An 11,010-nucleotide genomic window follows, 5' to 3' on the forward strand; every position below is an offset into this window, starting at 1 on the left:
GGCTGGCGCGGTCCGTGCCCAGCACGCGCGACGCCGTCGTGGTCGAGCTCGGCGCCGGGACGGGCCCGGTCAGCGACGCCGTCCAGGCCCGGCTCCGGCCCGGGAGCCGGCACCTCGCCGTCGAGCTCGACCGGGACCTGGCCGAGCACCTGCGGGCCACCCGGCCCCGGATCGACGTCGTCCAGGGTGACGCGGCCGATCTGCGGAGGCTGCTCGACGCGGCGGGCGTCGGCGCCGGCGAGGTGGACGCGGTCGTCAGCGCGCTGCCGTGGACCCTGTTCGACGGGCCCCAGCAGGAGCGGATCCTGGACCAGATCTGCGCCGTGATGCGGCCGGAGGCGGCCTTCGCCACCATCTCCGCGCACCCGTCGAGCCTCTTCCCCGCGGCCGGGGAGTTCCGCCACCGCCTGCACGAGCGGTTCGACGAGATCGTCGCGAGCCGTACGGTGTGGCGGAACGTGCCGCCCGCCCGCGTGCTGGTCTGCCGCCGCCTCCGGCTCCGGGCCCTGCGCTGAGGGGCTGCGCGGCGGACCGGTTCGAGAGGCGCGCGGCGGCCTGCCTCGATGAGGGTGCGGGACGGCCTCTCGCCGGGCGGGTGCGGCGGCCGGAGGTCAGGCGCGTCCCGGGTCCGGGTCCGGGCCCGGGAGGGCGAGCCTGCGGAGGCGGTCCTCGGCGCCCAGGATCCGCAGCGCCCGGACGAGGGGCTCGCGGTGGATCTCCTTCTCGGCCCTGTCGTACATCAGCGTGAGCGCGTCACGCAGCTTGGCGGCCTCCGCGGCCAGGGCCTGCGCGGCGGTGACCCCGGCGTAGGTGTACTCGGCGGAGGCCGGGTTGATCCGGCCCAGGAGTTCGAGGATCCGCAGGTAGTGATCGAGGAAGTCCTGTTCGGCCCGGGTCAGGGCCGGAAGCGGGCGCTCGGGCTGCATCGGTGGCCACTCCTGAGCTCGGTTGCGGGGCCTTGAACCTTCAAACTACTGAGCGGGCGGCAGGGGCGTGACCCGGCGGGTCCCGCCGGCCGCCGTCACCCGGGGTCCCGCCGATGGCACCAGGTGAGCAGCGAGACGGTGCCGTCGCCGCGGTCCCGGACGACGGGCTCGTCGCCGGTGAGGCGGAAGCCCGCGGAGCGCGCGACCGCGGCGCTGGCCTCGTTGCCCGGGGCGATGCGCAGCAGCACGCGCTCCATCGCCAGGGTGTCGTAGGCGTAGCCGGTCATCAGCCGGACGGCCCGGGTCGCCAGGCCCCGCCGCCGGTGCGCGGCGCCGATCGCGTAGCCGAGCTCCGCGTCGCGGTCCTCCGGGGAGGCGCGGAAGAGCAGCACCTCGCCCAGAGGCGCCCCGCCGTCCTCGGTGACCGCCAGCTGGAGGCGGAGACCGGCGGCGCGGCCCTCCCGGGCCCGTGCCAGGTAGGCGCGCGCGGTCTCCAGGGTGAACGGCGAGCGGAGCGGGGTCCACCGGTCCACCTGCGGTTCGTCGAAGAGCGCGGCCATCGCCGGCAGGTCCTCGTCGGTCCAGTCGCGCAGGTGCAGGCCGAGTCCCGACACGGTGACGGAAGGGGCGAACGCGGCACGGGGGAGGTCGGAGGTCGTCATCTGCCTCATTCTGATGCCGCGAGTACGGCATGTCATGACAAGGCTGGCCTGGGAGCTGGTAACCCGGACGAGGACGAGGTTCTGCAGGCGGTGGTGAAGGCATCGCCTCGGGAGGCCGGCCCGGTGCAGAGCGTGTCGCGCAGGGCTCGTACGGCGGCGCGGACCGCCGGGATCTGGTCGGCCTCGCGGGGATGGACCAGGTGCAGGGTCCGGGGGAGCAGCCCGGCGGCCGGGCGGACGGCGACGCCGGGAGCGGTGAAGGCCTCCAGGGCGAGCCGGGGCAGCAGCCCGATGCCCAGACCGCGGGCGATCAGCGACTGGGAGGCGGCCGGGCGGCTGCTCGCCGGAGCGGCCGCGACCCTGCAGGACGGCGGGGCCGAGCTGGTCCTGCTCTGCACGAACACCATGCACCGGGTGGCGGCGGAGGTGGAGGCCGCGCTCACCGTGCCGTTCGTGCACCTCGTCGACGCGACGGCCGAGCGGATCACCGCCGCCGGGCTCACCGCCGTGGGCCTGCTCGGCACCCGGTTCACCATGGAGATGGCGTTCTACCGCGACCGGATGCGCGGGCACGGGATCGAGGTCCTGGTCCCGGACGAGCCCGGCCGCACGCTGGTGCACGACGTCATCTACGAGGAGCTGACCCGGGGGCGGGTGGAGGACGCCTCCCGCGACGCCTACCGGCGGGTCATCGCGGACCTGGCCGCCCGCGGGGCCGAGGGGGTGATCCTCGGCTGCACCGAGATCACCCTGCTCGTCGGCCCCCAGGACAGCCCGGTCCCGGTGTTCGACTCCACCCGCATCCACGTCGAGCGCGCCGTGGACCTGGCCCTGGCCGCGCCGGTCCCGGAGGCCGCCGGCAGGGGCCGGCGGGCGGGGGTCAGTGGGTGGGGTCGATGACGCAGAAGCGGTTGCCCTCGGGGTCGGCGAGGACGACGAAGTCGGGGTCTTCGGGGTAGAGGTCCCAGTCGACCCGCTCGGCGCCGAGGGAGACCAGCCGCTCGACCTCGGCGGCCTGGTCGGCGGTGTCGCGGGCGTAGAGGTCGAGGTGCACGCGCGGGTGCTCCTGCGCGGGCGTCCCGCTGACGTCGAGCGCCACCGCGATCCCGTGGCCGCCGCCGGCCGGGACCAGCACCGTCCAGTCGTCGCCCGCCTCGCCCTCACGGGGCACGTAGCCCAGCGCCCGGGTCCAGAACCCCACCGCGCGCCGCATGTCGCCGACGCCCATCACGACCGTACGGATCTCCAGCATGCCGCCGATTCTGGCAGACCTCCCGGGACCGTACGGCTCCGCGGGAGTGCGGCTTCAGGGTCGAGCGGCTCCGGGACCGCGTCGTGCGGCTCCGCGGCTCCGGGTGAGTACGGCGGGGCCCCGGCGGGACCGGTGCGGTCGCCGGGGCCCGGACCGGGTCAGCGGGCGTGCCAGGCGGCGAGGATCTCGGCCTCGCGGGCCGGGGCGACGGTGGTCTCCACGGAGAAGCCCGCCTCGGCGGCGCGGATCTCGCGCACCGACTGCCGGAAGGGCCGCGGGCTCAGGCCGGCGGCACGGGCGGCGGACGGGTCGGCGGTGTTGATCGAGGTGTCCCCTCCCTCGCCCCAGAGCGGGAGCGAGCGGCCGCCCTGACCGGCGGCGTGCAGGAAGTCCGTGTCCACCCAGGTCAGCGTGGTGCCGGACGGGGCGACCTCGGCCGCGATCCCCTCCAGCATGTCGCCGAAGGTGAACGGCGGGGGCGGGCTGACCGCGTGGAAGGTGCCGCCGTCGCCGCGCTCGATCATGGCGACGGTCCAGGCGGCCATGTCGCGCCCGTCGATCACCTGGATCGGGGCCGACGGGTCGCCGGGGGCCAGGACCTCGCCGCCGCGGGCGAGGCGGTTGACCCAGTAGGTGAAGCGGCCGGTGTAGTCGTACGGGCCGATCACGTAGGTGGGGCGGACGACGAGCGTGCCGGGGCCGAACCGCCCGATCGCGGTCCGCTCGCACAGGACCTTCAGCGGGCCGTACGTCTCGCCCGTCACGGTGTCCGGGACCGGGCCGTCGCCGTCGAGCTCGGCGAGCGGGGAGTCCTCGGTGAAGCCCGGCTTCTGGTCGCGGGCGTAGACGGCCGTGGTGGAGACGAAGGCGTACCGGCCGGTGGAGACGGAGTCGGCCAGGGTCTCGATCTGGGACGGCAGGTAGGCGCTGACGTCGATCGTCGCGTCCCACTCGCGGCCGTCCAGGAGGGCGAGGCCGGTGTCGCGGTCGGCGAGCAGGTGCTCCGCCTGGGGGAAGAGGCCGGGGCCGGTCCGGCCGCGGTGCAGGAGGGAGACGTCGTGCCCGGCCGCCAGCGCGGCCTCGGTGATGTGCCGGCCGACGAACCGGGTGCCGCCGATGATCAGAATGCGCATGTACGGCATCCTTCCTCACCCGGAGCGGATGAGCGGGTCCCGGCCAGGGGGCGGGTCCGTCCGCCCCCTGGTCAGGGCTTCTTTCCTCGGAGGCGGCCGGGGCGCCTTTTCCCATCCGGGGGGAGAACGGGTACGTTGAAGCAGTCGATTGTCTACTTTCGGGGTGGTCCGTTTGACAATCCAGCCCAGGGCCAATCCGGACGGCCCGCCCCGTGCCTCGCTGCCCGACCCGCCGGTCTCCCCCGTCCGGCAGGACTCCCCGCCGGGTCTCGTGATCAACCTGATCGAGCCCCTCTCCGGCCTCGAGGTGATCGGCGAGATCGACCGCACGACCGGGGCGGCGTGGCGGGAGGCACTGGTCGCGGTGGCCTCCAGGGGTGAGGACGTCCACCTCTACCTGGCGGAGCTCAGGTTCATCGATGTCCGGGGAACATGGTTGATCACCGATGTGGCGGGCACCCTCCCTGCCGGCAGACGGATACTCCTACATCACCCGCCCCGCATACTGAAAACCGTACTGACCCTGATCGGATCGGGCAGCCTTCCGGTCGTGGTGGAGAGCCCATGAACATCGCACCGTCCGCAACGGCCGAGCCCTTCGAACATCCGGCGCTCTTCTACCGGGACGCCGACGAATACCTCGCGGGGACCGTGCCCTTCGTCCTGGAGGGACTGGCCGCGGGAGAGCCGGTCGCGGTGGCGGTGCCGGGCAAGAACCTGGAGCTGATCCGCGAGGCGCTGGGCGTGGCGGCGGCGAGGGTGCGGTTGATCGACATGGGCGAGGCCGGACGCAACCCCGGACGCATCATCCCGGGCGTGCTGCGGGCCTTCACCGACCTGCACCCGGGCCGGCGCGTCCGCATCATCGGCGAGCCGATCTGGCCGGGCCGGTCGGCGACCGAATACCCGGCGTGCCTCCAGCACGAGGCGCTGATCAACCTCGCGTTCTCCGGCCGGGACGTCACCATCCTGTGTCCCTACGACCTCGTCGGGCTGCCTCCCGAGGTCATCGAGGACGCGCGGATGACCCATCCCGTCCTCGTGGACGGCTCCGTCGCGTCGGCGAGCGCCCACTACGCGCTGGAGCGCGTCCTGCAGGACTGCAACCGGCCGCTGCCCGCCCCGGAGGGCGCCGCGGTGCTGCGCTACGGCCAGGGCTTCGGCGACGACCCGCTGAGCCGGGTCCGTGCCTTCGCCACCGAGCACGCAGCCAGGATCGGCCTGTCGGGCGAACGCCTGGAGGACCTGCGGCTGATCGCCAGTGAACTGGCGGCCAACAGTCTCGACTACGGCGGCGGTTCGGGGACCCTGCGCGTCTGGCAGGAGGGTGACCGGGTGGTGTTCGACGTCAGCGACGGCGGCCACATCGCCGACCCGCTCGCCGGACGGTGCCCGACCCCGATCCACCAGCTCGGCTCGCGCGGGCTGCTCGTGACGAACCTCCTCAGCGACCTGGTCCGCATCCACACGGACCGGGGCGGCACCACGATCCGCGTGTACTTCGACGTGGACGGGGCCGACCCCCTGGAGCACATCAGAAGCATGGAGACGGAGATCACCGGGGACGCGCCGAGCGCCGAGGACATGACGAACGCCTGACGGGCCCGTCGCCCCCCGCGGCGGTCGTCCCGGGGCTCAGGGAGTGTCGAGCCAGGTGTCCGTCGTGCGGGTCCTGCCGGTGTCGGTGCGGGGCAGGAGCGTGGCCCGCGTCTCCGTCACGGTGAAGCCGGTGACCACGTGGCGGTTGTGCAGCAGGAACCCCACCACTCCCGCGACGGCCTGCACGCTGTCGGGGGCGGCCGTCCGGCCGGTCAGCAGGTAGACGAGCGGGGTGGAGGGCTGGTCGATGGCGAAGCTGCGGCCGTGCCGGTGGACGTCCTGCAGGGTCCTGATGGGGATCGGCCGGGGGGCGGTGAACCACGCGGCGACCTCCCAGGAGGGCACCTCGGAGCCGGGCGCCGACGCCTCCTCGTAGCAGGTCACGCAACCGCGGCGGGCATCCTGCCCGTGGGGGCAGATCCAGGACGCCGCGTCGTTCGGCATGCTGCGCTCAGACATGTGCAGACCGTACCCCGTCGGGAGAGGACGGTCAGGCGCGGCCGGAGGCCTTCTGGCTGCGCCGGGAGAGCGAGTCGATCACCACCGCGGCCAGCAGCACCGCTCCGGTGACCATGAACTGGACCGAGTTGCTCACGCCCTGCAGCGCCATGCCGGAGGAGATCGACTGGATGACCAGCATGCCCAGCAGCGCCGAGTACGCCGTCCCGCGCCCGCCGAACAGGCTGGTGCCGCCGATCACCGCCGCCGCGATGGCCATCATCAGCACGTTGCTCTGGCCGGTCGCCTGACTGGCCGAGGCGATGCGGGAGGCCGCGAAGACGCCGCCGACGGCCGCCATCGCACCGGAGACCATGAACACCGAGACGCGGATCGCGGCCACGTTGATCCCCGCGCGCCGGGCCGCCTCGATGTTGCCGCCGACGGCGAAGACCTTCCGCCCGTAGCGGGTGCGGCGCTGCACGAAGTCGGCGGCGACCACCACCACGAGGAAGATCAGCAGGGCCATCGGCAGTCCCTTGTACTGGTTGAGCACGTGGGCCACGCCGAACACGACGAACGCCAGGACCAGGGTGCGCAGGATGACGTCGGGCATCGTCCGGAAGGGGATGCCCGCGGCGCGACGGCGGGCGTTGCCCAGGACGGAGAAGCCGAAGAATCCGGCCGTGACGAGGCCCGCCAGGCCGTACGCGGCGATGAGCTGGGTGAAGTAGGTGCTGGTGAGGCCGGCGACCAGGCCCTCGTAGGGCAGGTTGATGGTCCCGCTGGGTCCCAGCACCCAGAGCTGGAATCCGGTCCAGGCCAGCATCCCGGCCAGCGTGACCACGAACGACGGCACGCCGAGCTTGGCGAAGAACACGCCGTGGACGAGCCCGAGCAGCGCGGCGACCGCCACGGCCGCGGCGATCGCGGCCAGCGGGTGCCAGCCCTCGTTCACCTGCAGCACGGCCAGCACCGCCGCGCTCGCCCCGCTGACCGCGCCCGCCGCCAGGTCGATCTCCCCGAGCAGCAGCACGAAGACGATGCCGACCGAGATGAGGCCGGTCGCCACGATGTCGATGCTGAGGTTGGACAGGTTCTGCGGGGACAGGAACTGGCTGTTCAGGCTCTGGAAGACGATCCAGATGACGGCCAGGCCGAGGATGACGGGCAGTGAGCCGAGCTCGCCGCCCTTGATCCGGCGCTTGAACTCCTCGACGTATCCGGCCGCGCCCCGCTCCCGGACGAGCAGCCGGGGGTCGAACTGGGCCTCGGCGGCCGGTCCCGCCGGTCCCGCCGGTCCTGCGGGCTCGTCCGCCCTGTGCTTTCCCCTGTCAGGCATCGGGAGCCTCCTCGGCCGGGCCGGTACGGGCCCGGCGGCGCATGACCACGTTGTCGGTCGCCCCGGTGATCGCGGCGATGATCTCCTCCTGGGTGGTCCGCCCGGTGTCGAAGAAGCCGTTGTTGCGGCCCAGGCGCAGTACGGCGACGCGGTCGGCGACCGCCATCACGTCGACCATGTTGTGACTGATCAGGATCACCCCGAGCCCCTGGCCGCGGAGCCGCTCCACCAGGTCGAGGACCTGGGCGGTCTGCTCGACGCCGAGCGCCGCGGTCGGCTCGTCCAGGATGACGATCCTGGGCTCGCCCAGCAGCGACCGGGAGATCGCCACGGTCTGCCGCTGGCCCCCGGACAGGGAGGCGACCGGGATGCGGACGCTGGGGATCCTGATGGAGAGCGTGTGCAGCAGGTCGCGGGAGCGCTTCTCCATCGCGACCTCGTCCAGCACGCCGAGGCGGCCCAGCTCCCGGCCGAGGAACAGGTTGCCGACCACGTCGAGGTTGTCGCAGAGGGCCAGGTCCTGGTAGACGGTCGCGATGCCGAGCGACTGCGCCGCGCCGGGGCTGGTGATCGAGACCGGCCGGCCCTCCCAGCGGATCTCGCCGCTGTCGGCCGGGCCCACGCCCGCGATCACCTTGATGATGGTGGACTTGCCCGCGCCGTTGTCGCCGACCAGGGCGACCACCTCGCCCGCGTGGACGTCGAGGTCGACGCCCGACAGGGCCTGCACGGCGCCGAAGCGCTTGGAGATCCCCTCGACGGCGAGGACCGGCTCGCCGCTCACGGCGGTCATGACAGCCCGGCGTCCTTGCACGCGGCCTGGACGTCGGCGGTGCAGATCTCCTCGACCGTCCAGAAGCCGTCCTTGACCACCGTGTCCTTGATGTTGTCCTTGGTGACCACGATCGGCTGGATGATCAGAGCGGGGATCGGGGAGCCGCTCCCGTTGTCCACGGTCGTGGCGCCCTGCACGGCCGTGCCGGAGCCGAGGTCGAAGGCCAGCCGGGCGGCGTTCTTGGCCTCGGGCTTGATCGGCTTGTAGATGGTCATCGTCTGGGTGCCGAGCAGGATGCGCTGGATGCCGGCGAGCTCGGCGTCCTGGCCGGTCAGCGGCGTGCCCTTGGGCACTCCGGCGTTCTGCATCGCCCGCGCGATGCCGCCGGCCATGCCGTCGTTGGCCGAGTAGATCCCGATGACCTTGTCCGCGCCGAGCGCGGTGAACGCCCCGGCCGCCTGGGTGTTGGCCTGGTCGGGGCTCCAGTCCGGGGTGTCGTACTCCTTGCCGATGTCCACCTGGCCGTCGAGGACGGAGTGGGCGCCCTTCTTGAAGTCGCCCGCGTTCGGGTCGGTGGGCGAACCGTTGATCATCACGATCGGGCCGCGCTTGGGGTCGCCGCCCTGCTTGAGGGCGTTGAGCAGCGCCTCGCCCTGCATCTTGCCGACCTGGACGTTGTCGAAGGAGGTGTAGGCGTCGACCGGGCCCCCGGCGAGCCGGTCGTAGGCGACCACCTTGACGCCCTGCTGCTTGGCCTTCGCCACCGAGGAGGCGATCGCCTTGGCGTCCACCGCGTCGAGGATGAGCACCTTGACGTTGTTGGTGAGCATCGAGTCGACCTGCTGCTGCTGCTGGTTCGGGTCCTGGTTGGCGTTGGCGTAGACGACCTCGCAGGTCGGGCAGAGCGCCGCCACCTCCTCCGTGATGTACGGCCGGTCGAACTTCTCGTAGCGCGCGGTCTTCGACTCCGGCAGCAACAGGCCGATCTTGAAGCTCGACGCTCCGGTGCCGCCCGTGGCGCCGGGGGACGTGCCGGCGGGGGTCATGGTGCCGCCTCCGCCCGCCTCCTTCGCGCTCCCGCAGGCCGCCGTCCCGAACGTCAGGGCGAGCGCGGCGGCGCCCACCACCCATCGAACCGTCTTCACTGGACCCCCCGATCACGCATCGGAACCGATGCCGTCCGTCCACGGTGGCCGTACCCGGGGGAGAAATCGGGATTCGCACTGGAAGCCGACCTTGACGATGACTTGGAGGGGAAGCTGCACGTCAGGGTGGTCCTGGATGGATCAGGGGATGCATGGCGAAGACGGAAAATTAATCGAATATATGAGGTTTGAAATTGTTTCTAGGGGTTTGTGTATGCCGGGAGGGTCCATGGGCAGGGGCCGCGGCAACCGAGGATGCACGACCTTTGGAGGCATCGGTGAACGAGTACCCAACCAGGGCGGGGGAGCGCCCGGCAGAGGGCGGGGAGCTCCGCGAGACGGCCAGAGAGGCCGCGCAGCAGACCAGGTCGGCCGTCGGGGAGGTGGCCGGCACCGCCAAGGAGCAGACGAGAGCGGTGGCCGGAGAGGCCAGGGAGCAGGCGCGCCGCGTGGCGGACCAGCTGCGCGAGCGCGCGAACGAGCAGGCGCGGCAGCAGGGCCGGCGCGCCGCGCAGGGGATCCGGCAGTGGGCCGACGAGCTGGCCTCGGTCGGCGACGCGGTCAAGCCCGACTCCCCGGTCTCCGGGGTGGTGCAGCAGGTCGCCGACGGAGGACGGCGAGCGGCCGACTACCTGGACGAGCACGGCCTGGCCGGCGTGGTGCGGGAGGTCCAGGACTTCGCGCGCCGCCGCCCCGGCGCGTTCCTCGCCGGGGCGCTGGCCGCGGGCTTCCTGGTCGGCCGGATCGCCAAGGCCGCGTCGGACACCGGCGGCCCGACCGGCACCGCCACCGGTACGGCGGGCACATGGAGCGGAGACCGGGACCCGTACGCCGCGGACGGTACCGCGGGCACGTGGAGCGGCGACCGGGACCGTACGCGCGGACGGTACGGCGGGCACGTGGGGCGGTGCGGGCACCGGTGCGTCCGGCTCGCCGACGGCCCCGGTCCCGCCGGTCCCGCCGGTCCCGCCCGCGCCGGTGACGCCGGTCACGCCTCCCGCCGCGTCCGCCGGTCCCGCCGCTTCAGGAGAGGCCGGATCCGAGCCGGGCTTCGGGGAGGAGCGCTTCCCCGGGACCCCCGTCACCCCTCCGCCCACGGGCTGGGAAGGTGATCGGCGATGAGCTCGCCCCTCGAACCCGAGCCGCCCACACTGGGGCAGCTGGTAGGCGAGATCGGGGAGGACCTGTCGACGCTGTTCCGCCAGGAGGTGGAACTGGCCAAGGCCGAGATCCGCCAGGAGGCCGCCAAGGCCGGCAAGGCCGCGGGCCTGCTCGGCGGAGCCGGGTTCGCCGGTTACATGGTCGCCCTGCTGGTGACGCTGGCGATCATGTTCGGTCTCGGCAACGTCATGGACCTGGGCTGGGCCGCGCTCATCGTCGCGGCCCTGTGGGCGGGGGCCGGCGCGGCCCTGTTCACGACCGGCAAGGCCCGGTTGCGGCAGGTGTCGCCCAAACCGGAGCAGACGATCGAAACGCTCAAGGAGGATGCGCGATGGGCGCGGAACCTGACCAGATAAGGGCCGAGATCGCGGCCACCCGGGCGGAGCTGGCGGCGGACGTGGACCGGCTCGCGGACAAGACCAGCCCGGCGCGGATCGTGCAGCGCCGTACCGGCCGGATGCGCCGGCGGATGCAGGTGGTCCGGGAGCGGGTGATGGGCACCCCGGCGCACGCCGCCCACCAGGTGCGGCGGCAGGCCGGGCAGGCCGCTCACGGCGTCCGCGAGACGGCCGCGGGG

Annotated in this window: 16 protein-coding genes; 7 read left to right on the forward strand and 9 right to left on the reverse strand. The window is 73.1% G+C overall.

Annotation, left to right across the window (positions count from 1 at the left end; translation table 11 throughout):
- Window positions 1–515: class I SAM-dependent methyltransferase (locus ACWJ6R_RS20085; protein ID WP_449063706.1), on the forward strand; the 515-nt coding region annotated here is incomplete at its 5' end.
- A 96-nt stretch (window positions 516–611) separates the two neighbouring features.
- Here ACWJ6R_RS20085 and ACWJ6R_RS20090 read toward each other — a convergent pair.
- From ACWJ6R_RS20090 to ACWJ6R_RS20100, 3 genes are all read right to left on the reverse strand, one after another.
- Entirely contained in the window at window positions 612–926 is a 315-nt protein-coding gene (locus ACWJ6R_RS20090; protein ID WP_449063707.1) for a hypothetical protein, read from the reverse strand.
- Between the two features lie 95 nt (window positions 927–1,021).
- Complete coding sequence (locus ACWJ6R_RS20095; protein ID WP_449063708.1) at window positions 1,022–1,588, reverse strand: GNAT family N-acetyltransferase; 567 nt, start codon at window positions 1,586–1,588, stop codon at window positions 1,022–1,024.
- A gap of 32 nt (window positions 1,589–1,620) precedes the next feature.
- The gene (locus ACWJ6R_RS20100) at window positions 1,621–2,031 is read right to left on the reverse strand and encodes a LysR substrate-binding domain-containing protein (protein ID WP_449063709.1); all 411 of its coding nucleotides are present in this window, start codon (window positions 2,029–2,031) and stop codon (window positions 1,621–1,623) included.
- Here ACWJ6R_RS20100 and ACWJ6R_RS20105 point away from each other — a divergent pair.
- Window positions 1,925–2,488: an aspartate/glutamate racemase family protein gene (locus tag ACWJ6R_RS20105; RefSeq protein WP_449063721.1), complete on the forward strand. Its 564-nt coding sequence runs from the start codon at window positions 1,925–1,927 to the stop codon at window positions 2,486–2,488. The genes ACWJ6R_RS20100 and ACWJ6R_RS20105 overlap by 107 nt on opposite strands.
- Here ACWJ6R_RS20105 and ACWJ6R_RS20110 read toward each other — a convergent pair.
- Both ACWJ6R_RS20110 and ACWJ6R_RS20115 read right to left on the reverse strand, forming a co-directional pair.
- Entirely contained in the window at window positions 2,469–2,840 is a 372-nt protein-coding gene (locus tag ACWJ6R_RS20110) for a VOC family protein (protein WP_449063710.1), read from the reverse strand. The genes ACWJ6R_RS20105 and ACWJ6R_RS20110 overlap by 20 nt on opposite strands.
- Before the next feature lie 158 nt (window positions 2,841–2,998).
- Window positions 2,999–3,973: an NAD-dependent epimerase/dehydratase family protein gene (locus tag ACWJ6R_RS20115; RefSeq protein WP_449063711.1), complete on the reverse strand. Its 975-nt coding sequence runs from the start codon at window positions 3,971–3,973 to the stop codon at window positions 2,999–3,001.
- A 163-nt stretch (window positions 3,974–4,136) separates the two neighbouring features.
- Here ACWJ6R_RS20115 and ACWJ6R_RS20120 point away from each other — a divergent pair, with 163 nt between their 5' ends.
- Window positions 4,137–4,541 (forward strand): STAS domain-containing protein, encoded by a 405-nt coding sequence (locus tag ACWJ6R_RS20120; RefSeq protein ID WP_449063712.1) that lies wholly within the window; start codon window positions 4,137–4,139, stop codon window positions 4,539–4,541.
- Entirely contained in the window at window positions 4,538–5,572 is a 1,035-nt protein-coding gene (locus ACWJ6R_RS20125; RefSeq protein WP_449063713.1) for an anti-sigma factor RsbA family regulatory protein, read from the forward strand. The genes ACWJ6R_RS20120 and ACWJ6R_RS20125 overlap by 4 nt, the downstream gene beginning before the upstream one ends.
- A 36-nt stretch (window positions 5,573–5,608) precedes the next feature.
- Here the strand turns inward: ACWJ6R_RS20125 and ACWJ6R_RS20130 are convergent, their stop codons facing one another.
- The 4 genes from ACWJ6R_RS20130 to ACWJ6R_RS20145 are packed head-to-tail and all read right to left on the reverse strand — an operon-like array spanning window position 5,609 to window position 9,272.
- Complete coding sequence (locus ACWJ6R_RS20130) at window positions 5,609–6,031, reverse strand: hypothetical protein (protein WP_449063714.1); 423 nt, start codon at window positions 6,029–6,031, stop codon at window positions 5,609–5,611.
- Window positions 6,032–6,062: 31 nt separating this feature from the next.
- Window positions 6,063–7,352, reverse strand: a complete 1,290-nt coding sequence (locus ACWJ6R_RS20135; RefSeq protein WP_449063715.1) for a sugar ABC transporter permease — start codon at window positions 7,350–7,352, stop codon at window positions 6,063–6,065.
- Window positions 7,345–8,145 (reverse strand): ATP-binding cassette domain-containing protein, encoded by an 801-nt coding sequence (locus ACWJ6R_RS20140; RefSeq protein ID WP_449063716.1) that lies wholly within the window; start codon window positions 8,143–8,145, stop codon window positions 7,345–7,347. The genes ACWJ6R_RS20135 and ACWJ6R_RS20140 overlap by 8 nt, the downstream gene beginning before the upstream one ends.
- Window positions 8,142–9,272: a sugar ABC transporter substrate-binding protein gene (locus ACWJ6R_RS20145; protein ID WP_449063717.1), complete on the reverse strand. Its 1,131-nt coding sequence runs from the start codon at window positions 9,270–9,272 to the stop codon at window positions 8,142–8,144. The genes ACWJ6R_RS20140 and ACWJ6R_RS20145 overlap by 4 nt, the downstream gene beginning before the upstream one ends.
- A 278-nt stretch (window positions 9,273–9,550) precedes the next feature.
- Between ACWJ6R_RS20145 and ACWJ6R_RS20150 the strand changes: the two genes are divergently transcribed.
- The 3 genes from ACWJ6R_RS20150 to ACWJ6R_RS20160 form a co-directional block, all read left to right on the forward strand.
- Window positions 9,551–10,384: a hypothetical protein gene (locus ACWJ6R_RS20150; RefSeq protein WP_449063718.1), complete on the forward strand. Its 834-nt coding sequence runs from the start codon at window positions 9,551–9,553 to the stop codon at window positions 10,382–10,384.
- A 6-nt stretch (window positions 10,385–10,390) separates the two neighbouring features.
- Window positions 10,391–10,789, forward strand: a complete 399-nt coding sequence (locus tag ACWJ6R_RS20155) for a phage holin family protein (protein WP_449063719.1) — start codon at window positions 10,391–10,393, stop codon at window positions 10,787–10,789.
- Window positions 10,765–11,010, forward strand: a 246-nt coding sequence (locus ACWJ6R_RS20160) for a DUF3618 domain-containing protein (protein WP_449063720.1), incomplete at its 3' end; no start/stop codon positions are given. The genes ACWJ6R_RS20155 and ACWJ6R_RS20160, both read left to right, overlap by 25 nt.

The sequence above is a fragment of the Planomonospora algeriensis genome, assembly GCF_977012225.1.

What these genes read in the sequence shown, in the direction of transcription:
- ACWJ6R_RS20110 (WP_449063710.1), bottom strand. Translation starts at nt 2,840, where the DNA reads ATGCTGGAGATCCGTACGGTCGTGATGGGCGTCGGCGACATGCGGCGC.
- ACWJ6R_RS20135 (WP_449063715.1), bottom strand. Translation starts at nt 7,352, where the DNA reads ATGCCTGACAGGGGAAAGCACAGGGCGGACGAGCCCGCAGGACCGGCG.
- ACWJ6R_RS20090 (WP_449063707.1), bottom strand. Translation starts at nt 926, where the DNA reads ATGCAGCCCGAGCGCCCGCTTCCGGCCCTGACCCGGGCCGAACAGGAC.
- ACWJ6R_RS20130 (WP_449063714.1), bottom strand. Translation starts at nt 6,031, where the DNA reads ATGTCTGAGCGCAGCATGCCGAACGACGCGGCGTCCTGGATCTGCCCC.
- ACWJ6R_RS20140 (WP_449063716.1), bottom strand. Translation starts at nt 8,145, where the DNA reads ATGACCGCCGTGAGCGGCGAGCCGGTCCTCGCCGTCGAGGGGATCTCC.
- ACWJ6R_RS20125 (WP_449063713.1), top strand. Translation starts at nt 4,538, where the DNA reads ATGAACATCGCACCGTCCGCAACGGCCGAGCCCTTCGAACATCCGGCG.
- ACWJ6R_RS20115 (WP_449063711.1), bottom strand. Translation starts at nt 3,973, where the DNA reads ATGCGCATTCTGATCATCGGCGGCACCCGGTTCGTCGGCCGGCACATC.
- ACWJ6R_RS20095 (WP_449063708.1), bottom strand. Translation starts at nt 1,588, where the DNA reads ATGACGACCTCCGACCTCCCCCGTGCCGCGTTCGCCCCTTCCGTCACC.
- ACWJ6R_RS20155 (WP_449063719.1), top strand. Translation starts at nt 10,391, where the DNA reads ATGAGCTCGCCCCTCGAACCCGAGCCGCCCACACTGGGGCAGCTGGTA.